Below are 15,811 nucleotides of genomic sequence, written 5' to 3'. Positions count from 1 at the left end.
TGCGGCAAGGCGCGCACGCGCCTTGCGCCCGATCCATCATGGACTATGGTTCCGGATGACGCCGCGTCCCGCGGCATGCCGGAACCATCTCATGACGCAACCGATTGCAACGCGCTTCGCCACGCCCGCTCTCGACAAATTGCCCGAGGACATCCGCGCCCGCATTCTGGCGGTGCAGGAGAAATCGGGCTTCGTGCCGAACGTCTTCCTGACGCTGGCCTATCGCCCGGACGAGTTTCGCGCCTTCTTCGCCTATCACGACGCGCTGATGGAAAAGGAAAGCGGCCTCTCCAAGGCCGAGCGCGAGATGATCGTGGTGGCGACCAGCGCCGCCAACCAGTGCCAGTATTGCGTGATCGCCCATGGCGCGATCCTGCGCATCCGCGCCAAAAATCCGCTGATCGCCGACCAGATCGCGGTCAACTACCGCAAGGCCGACATCACGCCGCGGCAGCGCGCCATGCTCGACTTCGCGATGAAGGTGAGCCGCGCGGCCGAGGAGGTAGCGGAGGCGGATTTCGCCGCGCTCGCGGCCCACGGCTTCAGCGATGACGATGTCTGGGACATCGCCGCGGTTGCGGCGTTCTTCGCGCTCTCCAACCGGCTGGCCAACGTCACCGGCATGCGCCCGAACGACGAGTTCTACATGCTGGGCCGACAGCCAAAGTAGAAGCGAGGCTGCGTTGATTGACTGGAGCGAGATCATCCTGCGCCTCGGCGCCGCCACCCTGGCCGGTGGCGCGATCGGGCTCGACCGCGATTTGCGCGGCAAGCCGATCGGGCTGAAGACGCTCGGCCTCGTCAGCCTCTCGACGGCCACCATGGTGCTGCTCGCCGTCCAGGCGGCAGCGCCCGGGAGTTTCACCGACGCCGCGAGCCGCGTGGTCCAGGGCATCCTGACCGGCATCGGATTTCTCGGCGCCGGCGTCATCGTCCGGCACGGCGACCACTTCCAGATCCACGGCCTGACCAGCGCCGCATGCACCCTGTTCGCGGCCTGCGTCGGCATCGTCTGCGGCGCCGGACACTGGCCGATCGTGGTCACGGCGCTCGTGCTGGCGTTCCTGCTCCTGACCGTTGGCAAACCCGCGGAGCGATGGCTGCACCGCACCCTCGGCGGTAAGGACGAGCCGCACGATGCGCAGGCTGCGCCCGATCAGTCGTCCGACGCCGGCCCGCACCAGCCGGGCAGATAGACGGCCTCCTTGCCGCGCCCCACGGCGAGCCCCTTCTCCAGCGCCCTGGCGAAATTATTCACCACCATCTTGCGCGGGATGTGCCGGCGCAAAAAATCCGCCCAGAGGAATTCGCTGAACGGCGTCGTGTCCTTGGCGAAGCCGCCGGCCCGGCGCATCTCGCCGGCAAGGCTGCGGAACGGATCGTCCTTGAGATCCTTGATCGATTTCGGAATGTCGCGGAAATGCCGGCGCTCGCCCTTGGCATCGTAAGGGTAGACCCAGCGCTTGTTGTCCATCACGCCCCAGAACACGTCGCGCTCGACCATCGTGAGGTCGCCGATCACGGTGACCAGGATGTCCTTGACGCCCTCCTCGTGCAGCGCCCGCGCCATGTGATGGTGATCGACCACGTAGTAGCGGTCGTCCGGGCCATGGACCACCGGGATCATGTGCTTGCCGAGCAGTTCGGCGCGCTTCTTGTCCGACTTGTGCTCGCGCCAACGCTTCTGCTTCTCCTTCACCTCGTGCATGCCGACCGTCATCTGGGTCGGCCGCAGCGACAGGATCGGCACCGGTTTGACGTAGGGCTCGCGCGTGTGGGCCATGATCTGTACTCCCGTTTCACCGGCGCTTTGGCGTGAGTTCCATTATGACATGATGTCATCTGCGGGTGAAAGGCTCGGTTGAGACCGCCGCCTCGCGCTCGCGTGCTCATCGCTGTTCTGTGAACGCGGGCGCCAATGCGAGGCTCGACATTGCGACGCAAACTGTGCAGCCGCGAAAAACTCGCGCGACGATTTCGACATCCGTTTTCGGTGACCGTTACCCGCGACGCCGGCCGCCCTGAGTTCGACTGCCGCCAGTTCCGGCGAGACGATCAAAGATGAATACCACCTGTGCGCGCAGCAAGATTTTTGCTGTGGAGCGCTGCGAACATGCTAAGAATAATGGCGACGCGACCGGACTGACAGCAGTGAAAACGCAGCGGCCAATTTCCACGGATGACGAGCACGTGGTGCTCAAATTCCGGCCGCGCACGTCGGCGCAGCCACCCGGCAAGCGCGGGGAGCCGGCCCGGCAGGCCCGCCCCGCATCCGTCGCCAACGACCTGTCCCGCTACGAGAAGCCGCGCGAGGAGCCGGATGATTTCCGCCAGCGCATGCTGGCCAACATCGCGGCGTTCGCATTCACGGTGGCGCTCACCGCGATCGGCATCTGGCTCGCCATGAGCATCGCCGACCTGCGCAAGACCCAGGACTGCGTGCTGATGGGCCGCCGGGATTGCGCGAAGATTACCGTGATGCCGCGCAGCTGATTTGGCCGGAACCCCACCCAAAACCGTCCCCGCCCGGCCGGCCAAGCTCCATTGAACTCGCGGCCCCGCTCCGATATACGGGCACACGACTCCGGCAGCAGCAACAGGACATTTCCGGGGCAAAGCGCCCGCCTCCGCCGAGCCTACCCCGGATTATCCAAAATATATCAAAGGCTTAATGATGTCTTCCACATTCGAGCAGATCGCCAACATTATCGCGGAGACCTGCGACATCCCGCGCGATACGATCAAGCCGGAGAGCCACGCTATCGACGATTTGGGAATCGACAGCCTCGACTTCCTCGACATAGCCTTCGCCATTGACAAGGCTTTTGGGATCAAGATGCCGCTGGAAAAGTGGACCCAGGAGGTCAACGACGGCAAGGCCACGACGGAGCAATACTTCGTGCTGAAAAACCTCGCCGATCGCATCGATGAACTGGTCGCCGCCAAGAACGCGGGCGCGAGCACGGGCTCGTAATCGCCCATCATGCAGCTTGAAACTTTTCAGCTGATCGACCGAATCGTCGACCTCGACCTCGACGCAAGGACGATTGTGGTCGAAGCGGACGTTCCGCCTGAGTGCCATTCGGTCTTCGCCGGGCACTTTCCGGGCTATCCGATCATGCCCGGGGTGCTGCTCACCGAGGCAATGGCGCAGAGCTCGGGCTGGCTGATCCTCGGCCTCACCAAGTTCGAGCGCATGCCGTTCCTTGCCATGGTGCGGGAAGCCAAGATGCGCGGCTTCGTTCCGCCGGGCTCGCTGCTGACGATCGAGGCCAAGATCGAGCACGAAGGCTCAGGCTTCGCCGTGACCTCGGCGAAGGTCCGCGTCGGCAAAGAGCTCAAGTGCAATGCCGAGCTGACCTTCCGCCACATCCCCTTCCCCAGCCCGGACTTGCGCGTGCACATGGATGCGATGGCCAACAAGATCGGCTTCCCGCAGCAGGCAATGAGCAATGGCTGAGCCGAAAGAAGTCTGGATCACCGGCATCGGTTTGCTCTCCTCGCTCGGCGAGGGGCTGGATGCGCATTGGGAGGCGCTCGGCGCCAGGCGCGTCAATGCCGACGAGACGCGGCTCGCGCCTTATGTCATCCATCCGATCGCGCCGGTCAGCTTCGACGCCCAGATCCCCAAGAAGGGCGACCAGCGCCAGATGGAGATGTGGCAGCGCATCGGCACCTATGCGGCCGGCCTTGCGCTCGACTCCGCCGGCGTCAAGGGCAACCAGGAAATCCTGGCGCGGATGGACATGATCATCGCAGCCGGCGGCGGCGAGCGTGACCTGAACGTCGACGTAGCGATCATGAACGCCGATGCCCAAGGCAAGCTGCCGCCTGCCCTGCTCAACGAAAAGCTGATGAACGAGCTGCGCCCGACGCTGTTCCTGGCCCAGCTCTCCAACCTGCTCGCCGGCAATATCGCCATCGTCCACGGTGTCTGCGGAACGTCGCGCACCTTCATGGGCGAGGAGGCCTCGAGCATCGACGCCGCGCGCATCGCGGTTGCACGCATCGGGGCCGGCCAGAGCGACATTGCGTTGGTCGGCGCCGCCCATAATGGCGATCGCGGCGACCTGCTGATGCTCTACGCCTTCGGCAACTTCGCGCTCAAGGATCAGCACAGCGCGATCTGGGCGCGCCGCAACAATCCGGGCTTTGCGATCGGCTCCGCCGGCGCCTTCCTGGTGATGGAGTCGCGCGAACATGCCGAGGCCCGCGGCGCCAAGCCATACGCCAAGCTGAGCAAGGTGGTCGCCGACCTCGCGCAGCGCAAGCAGCCCGGCGCGGTGACCAAGTCGCTGCAGGCGATGTGGCCACAGCTCGGCGTCAGCGGCGACAACGGCGTTCTGATCACCGGCGCGAGCGGCGCCGAGCCTGCGACCGCCGAGGAGCGCGCCTTCCTGAGCGAGCACCCTGGCCTCGCCGTTCGCGCCACCGGTACGACCTTCGGCCACACCATGGAAGCGCAATTCCCGCTCGGGCTCGCGCTGGCGGCGCTGTCGATCTCGCGCGGCGCGCTCTATCCGGCCAACGATCCGACCGGGCTGGAGGTTGAAAAGACCGAGCCGCCAACCCAGATTGTCGTCTTGGGGGTCGGCCACTGGCAGGGCGAAGGCATGGCGCTGGTCGAGGCCGTCAGTTAGAGCATGCTCCGGAAAAGCGCGAAGCGGTTTTCCGAAAGATCATGCCCAAACGAATAGCCAAAGCGCGATGAATCCCATCGCGCTTTAAATACGGCGCTGATATCGACGGGGAAACCATGACAGCACCACGCGACAAATTCGGCAGACCGATCGTGGTCGTGACCGGCATGGGAATCGTGACCTCGCTCGGCGCCGGCAAGGCCGACAATTGGAAGCGCCTGACCGCGGGCGAGTCCGGCATCCGGACCGTGACGCGCTTTCCGATCGACAGCCTGAAGACGACGATGGCGGGCGCCGTCGATTTCGTCACCGTCGAGCCGTTCTCGTCGACCAGCCTGTCGCAGCGGCTGGCGGAGATGGCGACCGAGGAAGCCCTCGAACAGGCCGGCATCGGCAGCAAAGGCGACTTCCCCGGCCCGATGTTTCTCGCGGTCGCTCCGATCGAGACCGAATGGCCGCAGCGGCTGGAGGTCGCGCGCGCCGTCCCGAAGACGGACTTCAACATCATCGATTATCTGGCGACCTGCAGCGAAGGCGGCAAGTTCACCCACTTCCACCGCCGCTTCACCTTCGGCTCGGTCGCCCTCAGTCTCGCCGAGACCTTTGGCACCAAGGGCTCGCCGATCTCGCTGTCGACCGCCTGCGCGTCCGGCGCGACCGCCATCCAGCTCGGCGTCGAGGCGATCCGCCGTGGTGAGACCGATGCGACGCTGTGCATCGCGACCGACGGCTCGGTCAATCCCGAAGCCATGATTCGCTTTTCGCTGCTCTCCGCCCTCTCCACCCAGAACGATCCGCCCCAGGCCGCCTCAAAACCGTTCTCGAAGAATCGCGACGGGTTCGTGATGGCCGAAGGCGCCGGCGCGCTGGTGCTCGAAAGCTACGAAGCCGCGATGGCGCGCGGTGCGCGCATCCTCGGCGTCGTCGCCGGCTGCGGCGAGCTCACCGATTCCTTCCACCGCACCCGCTCGGCTCCGGATGGCAAGCCGGCGATCGGCTGCGTGCGCAAGACGCTGGCGGATGCCGGCATGGAGCCGAACCAGATCGACCACATCAACGCGCACGGCACCTCGACGCCGGAAAACGACAAGATGGAATATCTGGCGACATCGGCCGTGTTCGGCGAGCACACCGCGAAGATCCCGGTGTCGTCGAACAAGTCGATGGTCGGCCACACCATCTCGGCGGCCGGCGCGGTCGAGGCGATCTTCTCGCTGCTGACGCTCGAGCATCAGCGGATCCCGCCGACCATCAATTACGAGGTGCCGGATCCCGCGATTCCGTTCGACGTGGTCGGCAACAAGGCGCGCGACGCCAAGGTGACCGCCGTGATGTCGAACTCGTTCGGATTCGGCGGGCAGAACGCTTCGCTGATCCTGACGCGCGAACCGGCGTGAGCCGGCGCTCGCGCTTCGCACGATGAAACGCCTGCTCCTTCGCGCCAGGGCGCATCTGCGTGACGCCGCGAAGCCCGTCACCGATGCCGCCGTCGGCGGTCTGACGATCGGCCTGTTGCGAACCGCGCGCTATTTCGACCCGGACAAGACCGCGAGGTTCTTCGGCCGCGCCGCACATTTTGTCGGCCGAAGGCTCCGCGAAGACCGCATTGGCCGCGAGAATCTGAAGGCCGCGTTCCCGGAAAAGTCGCCGGAAGAGATCGAGGCCATCCTTACCGGTGTCTGGCACAATCTCGGACGCCTCGGCGCCGAGTTTGCGCATCTCGACCGCATCTGGGACCACGACCCCGCGCATCCCGACAAGCCCGGACGCGTCGAATTCTCCGGCCGCAGCAAAGAGCTGTTCGACCAGCTGCGCGACGACGGCAAGCCCGCGCTGTTCTTCGCCGCGCATCTCGGCAATTGGGAGCTGCCCGCGCTCGCCGCGGTGGCGCACGGGCTCGACGCCGCGATCCTGTTCCGCCGTCCGAACATCGAGGCCGCCGACCGCGCCATCGAGCGCATTCGCGCCGTCAAGATGGGCACGCTGGTGCCGGCCGGCCGCGACGCGCCGCTGAAGCTTGCGCAGGCGCTGCAGCGCGGCCAGCACGTCGCGATGCTAGTCGACCAGTATCTGACCAACGGCGTCCCGGTCACCTTCTTCGGCCGCAAGACCACAGCCAACCCGACCCTTGCGCGCCTGCGCCGGCAGATCGATTGCCCGATCCACGGCACGCGGATCATTCGCCTGCCCGACGGCCGCTTCCGCGGCGAGGTCTCCGAGGAAGTGAAGCCGGTATTCGATGCCTCCGGCGACATCGACATCCAGGGCACCATGCAGGCGGTCACCGACGTCGTCGAAGGCTGGGTTCGCGAGTATCCGGATCAGTGGCTCTGGCTGCACCGGCGCTGGCGGTAGGATCGCCGCTGCCCAACTCGTCGTTGCGAGGAGCGAAAGCGACGAAGCAATCCATGCTTCAACGCGTGCGGCGAGATGGATTGCTTCGCTCCGCTCGCAATGACGGCGAGTGCGGCCGCGACGCCTCGCGTCACTTTCCCGTCTTCACCCGCGTCCAGAGCCGGTTGATGATCCGCTGCGTCGCAGGATCGTGCGCGGTGATCACGAACAGCTTTTTCTGCATCGCGTCGTCGGGATAGATGTTCTTATCGTTCAGGATCTTTGGGTCGATCAGCTTCTGGCTCGCCAGATTGCCGTTGGCGTAGGACAGGAAGTCCGAGTTCTTGGCTGCAACCTCGGGGCGGTAGAGATAGTTGATCAGCTCATAGGCCTCGGTGACGTTCTTCGCATCCGCCGGAATGGCGAGATTGTCGAAGAACATCTGCGCGCCTTCCTTGGGGATCGTGTAGCCGATCTCGACCCCGGACTTGGCCTCCGCCGCGCGGCTGCGCGCCTGCATGACGTCGCCCGACCAGCCGACCACGAAGCAGATCTCGCCCGAGGCGAGCGCGCTGAGATATTCGGACGAGTGGAATTTGCGCACATAGGGCCGGATCTTGATGACGAGATCGGCGGCCTTCTCGAGATCGGTCTGTTTGGTCGAGTTCGGATCGAGGCCGAGATAGCTCAGCGCCGCCGGCAGGATGTCGTCGGCGGAATCCAGCATGTGGATGCCGCAATCCTTGAATTTTGCCAGGTTCTCCGGCTTGAACACCATGTCCCAGCTGTCGATCTTCGCATCGGGGCCGAGGATCTCCTGCACCTTCTTGACATTGTAGCCGATCCCGGTGGTGCCCCACATGTAGTTGGCGCCGTAATTGTTGCCGGGATCGTAGGTGGCGAGATGGTTCGTCACCATCGGCCAGGCGTTGGCGAGGTTCGGTAGCTTCGACTTGTCGAGCTTCAAAAACACCTTCGCCATGATCTGGCGCTGCAGGAAGTAGCCGGTCGGCACCACGACGTCGTAGCCGGACTTGCCGGCGAGCAATCGTGTCTCCAGCGTCTCGTTGGCGTCGAACGTGTCGTAGACCACCTTGATGCCGGTTTCCTTGGTGAAGTCCTCGAGGACTCCCGGCGCCATGTAGTTCGACCAGTTGTAGAAATTGACTGTGCGCTCCTCGGCACTTGCCGAGGCAGCGAACAACAGAACCGTGGCGACCGCACCGACAAGACTGACGAGACGACGGTTCTGCTGCATTCTGGCTTACCTCTTGCGGCGGTGTACTGCGTCGGACAGCCGCTCCAGCGCGGTGTCGAGCGTCGAGTCCTTCTTGGCGAAACAAAAACGCACGACCGACGTCACCGCATCCTGCTCGTAAAACGCCGACACCGGAATAGCCGCGACCTTGTAATCCTGCACAATTCGCCAGCAGAATTCCGCGTCGGTCTCGTTGAGACCGAGCGGCGACAGGTCCACGGTGAGGAAGTACGTGCCCTGCGACTTCAGCACGGGAAAGCCGATGCTCTCCAGCCCCTTGGTCAGGCGGTCGCGGCTGCGCGCCATATCCTTGCGCATGGTCAGGAAGTACTCGTCCGGCTTGCCGAGGCCGTAGGCGACGGCGGCCTGCAGGTTCGGCGCCGTCGTGAAGGTGAGAAACTGGTGCACCTTGGCGGCCACCCGCAGCAGCGGCGGCGCGGCGCACACGAAGCCGATCTTCCACCCCGTCAGCGAAAAAATCTTGCCGGCGCTGCCGACCTTGATGGTGCGGTCGCGCATGCCGGGGATGGTGATCAGCGGGATGTGCTCGCGGCCGTCGAAGGTGACGTGCTCCCAGACCTCGTCGCAGATCGCGACCACGTCGAACTCCTGGCAGAACCGCGCCAGGAGCTCGAGGTCCTCGCGCGGATAGACCACGGCCGCCGGGTTGAGCGGATTGTTGAACAGCACCGCCTTGGTCTTGTGATTGAAGACGCTGCGCAGCATCTCCTCGTTCAGCCGCCATTCCGGCGGCTCGAGCCGGAGCAGCCGCGGAATGCCGCCGGCCTGGCGGATGATCGGCAGATAGGAATCGTAGACCGGCTGGAAGCACACCACCTCGTCGCCGGGCTCGACCATCGCCAGGATCGAGGAGGTCAGCGCCTCGGTGCCGCCCGAGGTGACCATCACCTCGGTCATCGGGTCGAGCTTGAGCCCGTGCCAATGGCCGTAATGCGATGCGATCGCCTGACGGAGCTCGGGGATGCCCATCATCGACGGATACTGGTTGTAGCCGTTGAGCGAGGCGTCCGCGGCGGCGCGGCGGATGTCCTCCGGGCCGGGATCGTCGGGAAAGCCTTGGCCAAGATTGATGGCGGCATTGTCGCGCGCAGCCTGCGACATCGCCTCGAAGATGGTGACGGGCAGGTCCGCGAAGACCTTGTTCATGGAAGTCATGTCAGGGATCAGCCGCCGGTCTTGGTGGGCAACCCTGCCTGCTTCCAGCCGATGATGCCGCCGGCCAGGTGCTTGTCGTAGGGCAGGCCCGCGGCCTGCGCGGCCAGCGAGGCCGTCACCGAGCGCTTGCCCGAGCGGCAGGCGAACACCACCTGCTTGCCTTTCGGATCGGGAATCGCCGCCGGATCGAAGGTCGACAGCGGCACCACGACGCCGTCGGGATAGGCCTCGACGGCAACCTCATTCGGCTCGCGGACGTCGACCAGGAGATAGCGCCCTTCGGCTATTCCCTTCGACACCTCGTCCGGAAACAAATCTTGCACTTGGTGGTCCGCCACGAAAAAATCCTCCCGACTTCAGATTGGCCGGCGTCACGCCCCCTCGCCGGCTGGGTGCGCAAAGTCGCCCCTCGCGCGGAGAAAATCAAGCGTCCGAAACGGGTTACGGCCCTGCGCGGAGACGGATCGTGACCCTAGATCGAGACCTGCGTCCCGACCTCGACCACGCGGCCGGTCGGGATCTGGAAATAGTCGGTGGCGTCGTTGGACGAGCGGCTCAGGGCGATGAACAAATGGTCCTGCCAGCTCGGCATGCCGGAATGCGCCGCCGGCTTCAGCGCGCGGCGCGACAGGAAGAACGACGTCGACATGATGTCGAACTGCCAGCCGAGCTTGCGGGCGATCGCCAGCGTTTTGGGCACGTTCGGCTGTTCCATGAAGCCGAACTTCAGCGTCACCTTGGAGAAGGTCTCGCTCAACTGCTCCATGCGCACCCGCTCGGACGGATCGATCCGCGGCGTCGGCGCGGTCTCGATGGTGAGGATGACGTTCTTCTCGTGCAGCACCTTGTAGTGCTTCAGGCTGTGCATCAGCGCGGTTGGCGCGCTGACGGGATCGCTGGTCAGGAACACCGCGGTGCCGGAGACCCGCTGCGGCGGCCGCTTCTCCAACATCGCGACGAGATCGGCGAGCGGAAATTCCAGCTTGCGCGACTTCTCGAACAGCAGCCGGCTGCCGCGCCGCCAGGTGTACATCACGCCGATCATGGCCCCGCCCATCGCCAGCGGCACCCAACCACCCTCGAACACCTTGAGCAGATTCGCGGTCAGGAAGGTGAGATCGAGGAACAGGAACGGCGCGATCAGCGCCGCGGCCGTGAACGGCGACCACTTCCAGACCCGCCAGATCACCACAAAGCCCATCATCGCCGTCACCACCATGGTGCCGGTCACCGAGATGCCGTAGGCCGAGGCAAGCGCGCTCGACGAGCGGAACATCAGCACCAGCACGATGACCGCGATGAACAGGAAGCGGTTGATCCGCGGCATGTAGATCTGACCGGAATGCGCTTCCGAGGTGTGGCGGATCTCGAACCGCGGCAACAGGCCGAGCTGGATCGCCTGCCGCGTCAGCGAATAGGCGCCGGTGATGACGGCCTGGCTCGCGATCACGGTCGCGACCGTGGCAAGCGCCACCATCGGGATCAGCGCCCAGTCCGGGAACATCAGGAAGAACGGGTTCTCGATGCCTTTGACATCGCCGAGGATCAGCGCGCCCTGCCCGAGATAGTTCAGCGCCAGCGACGGCAGCACGATGAACAGCCACGCGGTCTGGATCGGGCGTTTGCCGAAATGGCCGAGATCGGCATAGAGCGCTTCCGCACCGGTGACCGCAAGAAACACCGCTCCGAGGGTGATGAAGCCGATCACGCCGTGATGCACCATGAACGACACCGCGTGGATCGGGTTGAGCGCGTACAGCACCTCCGGATGCCGCGTGATCTGCGGCAGCGCCGCGATCGCGATCACGGCGAACCACACGCACATCACCGGTCCGAAGAAGGTCGCGACCCGCGCGGTGCCGCGCGACTGCACCGAGAACAGGATGACCAGGATCACCACCGTGATCGGCACCACGTAGGGATCGAACGTCGAGGTGACGAGCTTGATGCCTTCGATCGCCGACAGCACCGAGAGCGCCGGCGTGATGACCGCATCGCCATAGAACAGCGCGCCGCTGATGATGCCGAGCAGCACGATGGCGCCGGCGCCCTTGGTCGCCGCGCGCTGCGCCAGCGCCATCAGCGCCAGCGTACCGCCCTCGCCGTTGTTGTCGGCGCGCAGCAGGATCACGACGTATTTCAGCGTGACGACCACGACCAGCGCCCACAGGATCAGCGAGAGCACGCCGAGCACCGCATACGACGTCACACCGCCCTCGCTGCCGCTGGCGGCCGCCACGGCCTCGCGGAAGGCGTAGAGCGGGCTGGTGCCGATGTCGCCGTAGACCACGCCGATGCTGCCGAGCATCAGGGCCCTGAAGGTAGCGGTAGAATGCGCTTCGCCATTGCCGTTGGCCGCGGGCGTTTCCGCCGCGGTGATCGCACTCTCGGATGACATGGGAAGCTGCGCCTCTGTCTTCTGCCGCACTGCACAATGCCGGGATGCAGGGCTATACTCCCGGCAGGAATGCATAGGTTAGCCCGGATTCAGGCCTCCGCCATGCATATCACGCATAGATCACGGTTTTTCGACCCAAGAATCCTGCTGTCCATTCAGATAGTTACCTGAGTACCCACCTCAACCACCCGCCCCGTGGGGATCTGGAAATAATCGGTGGCATCGTTGGCCGAGCGGCTCATCGCGATGAACAGATGGTCCTGCCACTGCGGCATGCCGGATTGCGCCGAGGGCTTGAGCGAACGGCGCGACACGAAGAACGACGTCGACATGATGTCGAACTGCCAGCCGAGCTTGCGCGCCACCGCCAGCGCCTTCGGCACGTTCGGCGACTCCATGTAGCCGAAGCGCAGCCGCACCGCGGTGAACTTGTCGCTGATCTTCTCGATCGCGACCCGCTCGGAGACATCGACACGCGGCGTCGGCGCGGTCTCGATGGTCAGGATCACATTGTGCTCGTGCAGCACCTTGTTGTGCTTGAGATTGTGCAACAGCGCGGTCGGCACGAAGCTGGGGTCGCTGGTCAGGAACACCGCGGTGCCCTTGACGATGTGCGGCGGCCGCTTCTCCAGGCTCTGGATCAGGTCGCGCAGCGGCACCTCGATGCGGCGGGTCTTCGCCAGCAGGATCGCGACACCGCGCCGCCAGGTCCAGATCATGGTCGCCACCACGACGCCGAACAGCAGCGGCACCCACGCGCCTTCCAGCAGTTTCAGCAGATTGGCGCTCAGGAACGCCATGTCGACGATCACGAACGGCAGAATCAACGCCGCCGCGGACGCCACGCGCCAGTTCCAGAGCTTCCAGATTACGATGAAACCCATGATGCCGTCGGCGACCATGGTGGTGGAGACGGCGATGCCATAGGCCGAAGCGAGCCCACTCGAGGTGCGGAACAGCAGCACCAGCAGCAGCACGCCGACCAAGAGCAGCCGGTTGACGCGCGGCAGGTAGATTTGGCCGGCATGGGTCTCCGAGGTGTAGCGGACCTCGAAGCGCGGCAACAGCCCGAGCTGCACCGCCTGTCGGATCAGCGAATAGGCCCCGGTGATCACCGCCTGGCTCGCGATCACCGTCGCAGCGGTGGCGAGCACCACGAGCGGCAGCAGCAGCACGTCCGGCACCATGCGGTAGAACGGATTTTCGACCGCGCTGGGGTCGGACAGCACCAGCGCGCCCTGCCCGAAATAATTCAACAGCAGCGCGGGCAGCACGAAGAACATCCAGCCGGACTGGATCGGCTTGCGGCCGAAATGGCCGAGATCGGCATATAGCGCCTCGCCGCCGGTCACCGCGAGGAACACCGCGCCCAAGGTCACGAGGCCGATGGTGCCGTGGGTCAGCATGAACTGCAGCGCATAATACGGATTGATCGCGGCCAGTACCGTCGGATCGTCCTTGATGTGGACGATCCCCATCACCGCCAGCACGGCGAACCAGACCACCATCACCGGGCCGAAGGCGGAGGCAACGCGGGCGGTGCCGCTGCTCTGCACCGAAAACAGCACGACGAGGATCAGGATCGTCAGCGGCACCACATAGTGCTCGAGATGCGGGGTGGCGAGCTTGAGGCCTTCGACCGCCGACAACACCGAGATCGCCGGCGTGATCATGGAATCGCCGATGAACATCGAGGCGCCGACCACGCCGAGCGCCAGCAGCGGCCAGCTGCGGCGGCCGACCGCGCGCTGGCCGAGCGCCATCAGCGACAGCGTGCCGCCCTCGCCATTGTTGTCGGCGCGCAGCAGCAGCAGCACGTATTTGGCGGTGACGACGGTGAACAGCGCCCACAGGATCAGGCTGAGCACGCCGAGCACCATGATCCGGGTGACCGGCTGGCCGTGCGCGGCGCCGCCGACCGCCTCACGGAAGGCATAGAGCGGCGAGGTTCCGATATCGCCGAACACAACACCGATGCTGCCCAGTGTCAGGGCCCAGAAGCCCGAGGTGGTTTGACCTTCCTGGGCTTCGGTGGATGAGACGCTGACAGCCATGGCGAGGGTGGAACGCCCGATCGGTTGATTTGATCCGCGCGGCTATCGACGCTTCCGCTGTGCGTGTCAACTGAGCAACACGGCTAGCTTGACGGTAGCATGATAACACACAGCTACGGCTTCAGGTCCGGCGGCAGCGGCGGATTTTCCCGCATCAACGTGATGGTCACGCGACGATTCGCCGGCAGGGTCGGATCGTCGGGAAACAGCGGCTGGCCGTCGGCCTTGCCGGAAACCGCGAAAACATGCGAGGGCGGCAGCCCTTCCCGCTCCAGAATCTGCCTGACCGCATTGGCGCGGTCGGCCGACAGGTCGAAGGCGTCGTAATCGCTGCGCGCTGGCACAAAACCTGCGGCAGTATGCCCCACGATCGAGATCCGCAACGGCGTCGCCTTCAGCGGCGCGGCGAGCTTCTGGATCAGCCGCCTTGTGCGGTCATACGGCTCGCGGGAGCCATCGGCGAACATCGAGCGGCCGTCCTGGTCGACGATCTCCAGATTCAGCCCCTCCTTGGTCTCCTCGAACATGATGTTCTTGGAGATCTCGGTGAGCTCCGGCATGTCCTGCAGCGCCTGCCGCAGCGAGGCCGAGGCCAGCGCGAATTCGCGGTCGATCTTCAGCCGCGCGCCGTTGATCTGGCTGCGCTCCTTCTCGTCCGGCGTCGGGTTGGCGGAGGATTCCTCCGGCGAGATGTGCTCGACATTCTTCAGTTTCGGCCGGGTCGGCAGGCCGTCGGATTCGACGATGCCGGAATAGCGCACATTGGTCTGCACGCCGAAGGCGTCGCGCATCGAGCCGGCGACGATCTTCAGCTTGTTGTTGTCCATGGTGGAGAACGCGACGAGCATCACGAAGAAGCTCATCATCAGCCCCATCAGATCGGCGAAGGTCACGAACCAGCCGTGACCTCCTGTATGGGCGTCGCCGCGCTTTTTCTTGGCCATCGCTGCTGTTTCCGGGAGCGCCGATGCCGCGCCGTCAGGCCGGGACCGGCTCGCCTTCCTCGTTGCGATGCTTCTCCGGCAGGTAGGCCAGCAGCATCTCGCGCACCAGCGCCGGGCTCTTGGAGTCGCGGATCATCAAGATGCCGTCGATGATGAGCGTGCGGTTGGTCTCCTCGTCGAGCAGCTTGCCGTGCAGCTTGTCGGCGATCGGCAGGCAGAACAGGTTGGCGACCAGCGCGCCGTACAGCGTCGCCAGCAGCGCGGTCGCCATGAACGGGCCGAGCTTCGACGGATCGGTCATGTTGGCGAACATCTGCACCATGCCGATCAGCGTGCCGATCATGCCGAACGCCGGGGCGCAGTCGCCGATCGCACGGTAGATCTTGCTGCCCTCGTCGAGATGCATCAGGAAATTGTCGCGATCGCGCTCCATGTTATCGCGGATGAATTCGAGGTCGTAGCCGTCGGCGACGTAACGGATGCCCTTGGCGAGGAACGGCTCGTCGGTCTCGACCTTCTCGAGCCCCACCGGGCCCTGCTTGCGGGCGATCTCGGCGATGCGGGCCAGCTCGTCGACGAGGTCGCGGGCCGACAGCCGGCTCATGGTGAAGGCATATTTGGCGCCGAGCGGCAGGCCGTGCAGCATCACGCCGAGCGGAAAGCGGATCATGGTCGCGGAGATCGAGCCGCCGAAGATGATGATCATGGCGTGCTCGGAGATGAACATGTGCAGGTCGCCGCCCATGAACATCATGACTGAAATGACGATGATGCCAGCAAACAGCCCGGCGCCTGTCATGATATCCATGAAAAACTCCAACGCGAACGCGAGACCCGCCTGTCCTGGACGGCGTGCGGCCCAAGGCGGGCCGCGTTGGAAAACCCTAACGTTAATGCGATTAAGGACGCGTTACCGAATTTGGTAGGGATAACAATGGGTAAACGGCGTCCTTTTCGCGATGTTGTTGAAGATGTTGGCTTTCCGCAATGGCGCTGCGGCGGTATGC

At 64.8% G+C, this 15,811-nt stretch carries 16 protein-coding genes; 8 read left to right on the top strand and 8 right to left on the bottom strand.

All coding sequences use genetic code 11. From position 1 onward, the window contains the following. The first annotated feature begins 91 nt into the window (after positions 1-91). Positions 92-670 carry a peroxidase-related enzyme gene (locus XH93_RS17595; protein WP_194474489.1) on the top strand — a complete coding sequence of 193 codons (579 nt, stop codon included), beginning with the start codon at positions 92-94 and terminating at the stop codon, positions 668-670. Between the two features lie 13 nt (positions 671-683). Next, positions 684-1,196 (top strand): MgtC/SapB family protein, encoded by a 513-nt coding sequence (locus XH93_RS17590; protein WP_194474488.1) that lies wholly within the window; start codon positions 684-686, stop codon positions 1,194-1,196. Here the strand turns inward: XH93_RS17590 and XH93_RS17585 are convergent. Continuing rightward, a complete protein-coding gene (locus XH93_RS17585; protein ID WP_139482731.1) occupies positions 1,157-1,783 on the bottom strand; it encodes a ParB-like protein in 627 nt (208 codons plus the stop codon). The genes XH93_RS17590 and XH93_RS17585 overlap by 40 nt on opposite strands. Before the next feature lie 368 nt (positions 1,784-2,151). Between XH93_RS17585 and XH93_RS17580 the strand changes: the two genes are divergently transcribed. The 6 genes from XH93_RS17580 (at position 2,152) to XH93_RS17555 (ending at position 6,995) form a co-directional block, all read left to right on the top strand. After that, a complete protein-coding gene (locus XH93_RS17580) occupies positions 2,152-2,493 on the top strand; it encodes a hypothetical protein (RefSeq protein WP_139862090.1) in 342 nt (113 codons plus the stop codon). A gap of 181 nt (positions 2,494-2,674) precedes the next feature. Further along, positions 2,675-2,974, top strand: a complete 300-nt coding sequence (locus XH93_RS17575; RefSeq protein WP_139482730.1) for an acyl carrier protein — start codon at positions 2,675-2,677, stop codon at positions 2,972-2,974. Positions 2,975-2,983: 9 nt separating this feature from the next. Beyond that, entirely contained in the window at positions 2,984-3,460 is a 477-nt protein-coding gene (locus tag XH93_RS17570) for a 3-hydroxyacyl-ACP dehydratase FabZ family protein (RefSeq protein ID WP_139482729.1), read from the top strand. Continuing rightward, positions 3,453-4,640 carry a beta-ketoacyl-ACP synthase gene (locus tag XH93_RS17565; RefSeq protein WP_194474487.1) on the top strand — a complete coding sequence of 396 codons (1,188 nt, stop codon included), beginning with the start codon at positions 3,453-3,455 and terminating at the stop codon, positions 4,638-4,640. Before XH93_RS17570 ends, XH93_RS17565 begins: the two co-directional genes overlap by 8 nt. A gap of 116 nt (positions 4,641-4,756) precedes the next feature. Further along, positions 4,757-6,037 carry a beta-ketoacyl-ACP synthase gene (locus tag XH93_RS17560; RefSeq protein WP_139482727.1) on the top strand — a complete coding sequence of 427 codons (1,281 nt, stop codon included), beginning with the start codon at positions 4,757-4,759 and terminating at the stop codon, positions 6,035-6,037. 22 nt (positions 6,038-6,059) lie between these two features. Beyond that, on the top strand, positions 6,060-6,995 hold the full coding sequence (locus tag XH93_RS17555; RefSeq protein WP_194474486.1) for a lipid A biosynthesis lauroyl acyltransferase: 936 nt from the start codon (positions 6,060-6,062) through the stop codon (positions 6,993-6,995). Positions 6,996-7,125: 130 nt separating this feature from the next. Here XH93_RS17555 and XH93_RS17550 read toward each other — a convergent pair whose 3' ends face one another. From XH93_RS17550 to XH93_RS17520, 7 genes are all read right to left on the bottom strand, one after another. Then, entirely contained in the window at positions 7,126-8,232 is a 1,107-nt protein-coding gene (locus XH93_RS17550; protein WP_194474485.1) for a polyamine ABC transporter substrate-binding protein, read from the bottom strand. Positions 8,233-8,238: 6 nt separating this feature from the next. After that, positions 8,239-9,408, bottom strand: a complete 1,170-nt coding sequence (locus tag XH93_RS17545; protein ID WP_194474484.1) for an aminotransferase — start codon at positions 9,406-9,408, stop codon at positions 8,239-8,241. 8 nt (positions 9,409-9,416) lie between these two features. Next, positions 9,417-9,746 (bottom strand): rhodanese-like domain-containing protein, encoded by a 330-nt coding sequence (locus tag XH93_RS17540; RefSeq protein WP_139861462.1) that lies wholly within the window; start codon positions 9,744-9,746, stop codon positions 9,417-9,419. A 134-nt stretch (positions 9,747-9,880) separates the two neighbouring features. After that, entirely contained in the window at positions 9,881-11,806 is a 1,926-nt protein-coding gene (locus XH93_RS17535) for a potassium transporter Kup (protein ID WP_194474483.1), read from the bottom strand. 155 nt (positions 11,807-11,961) lie between these two features. Then, positions 11,962-13,860, bottom strand: a complete 1,899-nt coding sequence (locus tag XH93_RS17530) for a potassium transporter Kup (protein WP_194474482.1) — start codon at positions 13,858-13,860, stop codon at positions 11,962-11,964. 113 nt (positions 13,861-13,973) lie between these two features. After that, positions 13,974-14,804, bottom strand: coding sequence for a flagellar motor protein MotB (locus tag XH93_RS17525; RefSeq protein ID WP_194474481.1), 831 nt, complete (start codon positions 14,802-14,804; stop codon positions 13,974-13,976). A 34-nt stretch (positions 14,805-14,838) separates the two neighbouring features. Then, positions 14,839-15,612, bottom strand: coding sequence for a motility protein A (locus XH93_RS17520; RefSeq protein WP_139482719.1), 774 nt, complete (start codon positions 15,610-15,612; stop codon positions 14,839-14,841). Positions 15,613-15,811: the final 199 nt, after the last annotated feature.

Source organism: Bradyrhizobium sp. CCBAU 51753 (assembly GCF_015291565.1).
In the GTDB taxonomy this organism is placed as follows: Bacteria; Pseudomonadota; Alphaproteobacteria; order Rhizobiales; family Xanthobacteraceae; genus Bradyrhizobium; species Bradyrhizobium ivorense.
Note: the sequence above shows the minus strand (reverse complement) of the source record. Positions and strands in the feature narration are given on the sequence as shown.

Excerpts from the sequence above, each read along its gene's own strand:
- XH93_RS17595 (WP_194474489.1), top strand. The coding sequence starts at position 92 with ATGACGCAACCGATTGCAACGCGCTTCGCCACGCCCGCTCTCGACAAA.
- XH93_RS17585 (WP_139482731.1), bottom strand. The coding sequence starts at position 1,783 with ATGGCCCACACGCGCGAGCCCTACGTCAAACCGGTGCCGATCCTGTCG.
- XH93_RS17575 (WP_139482730.1), top strand. The coding sequence starts at position 2,675 with ATGTCTTCCACATTCGAGCAGATCGCCAACATTATCGCGGAGACCTGC.
- XH93_RS17570 (WP_139482729.1), top strand. The coding sequence starts at position 2,984 with ATGCAGCTTGAAACTTTTCAGCTGATCGACCGAATCGTCGACCTCGAC.
- XH93_RS17565 (WP_194474487.1), top strand. The coding sequence starts at position 3,453 with ATGGCTGAGCCGAAAGAAGTCTGGATCACCGGCATCGGTTTGCTCTCC.
- XH93_RS17560 (WP_139482727.1), top strand. The coding sequence starts at position 4,757 with ATGACAGCACCACGCGACAAATTCGGCAGACCGATCGTGGTCGTGACC.
- XH93_RS17555 (WP_194474486.1), top strand. The coding sequence starts at position 6,060 with ATGAAACGCCTGCTCCTTCGCGCCAGGGCGCATCTGCGTGACGCCGCG.
- XH93_RS17550 (WP_194474485.1), bottom strand. The coding sequence starts at position 8,232 with ATGCAGCAGAACCGTCGTCTCGTCAGTCTTGTCGGTGCGGTCGCCACG.
- XH93_RS17545 (WP_194474484.1), bottom strand. The coding sequence starts at position 9,408 with ATGACTTCCATGAACAAGGTCTTCGCGGACCTGCCCGTCACCATCTTC.
- XH93_RS17535 (WP_194474483.1), bottom strand. The coding sequence starts at position 11,806 with ATGTCATCCGAGAGTGCGATCACCGCGGCGGAAACGCCCGCGGCCAAC.
- XH93_RS17530 (WP_194474482.1), bottom strand. The coding sequence starts at position 13,860 with ATGGCTGTCAGCGTCTCATCCACCGAAGCCCAGGAAGGTCAAACCACC.
- XH93_RS17525 (WP_194474481.1), bottom strand. The coding sequence starts at position 14,804 with ATGGCCAAGAAAAAGCGCGGCGACGCCCATACAGGAGGTCACGGCTGG.
- XH93_RS17520 (WP_139482719.1), bottom strand. The coding sequence starts at position 15,612 with ATGGATATCATGACAGGCGCCGGGCTGTTTGCTGGCATCATCGTCATT.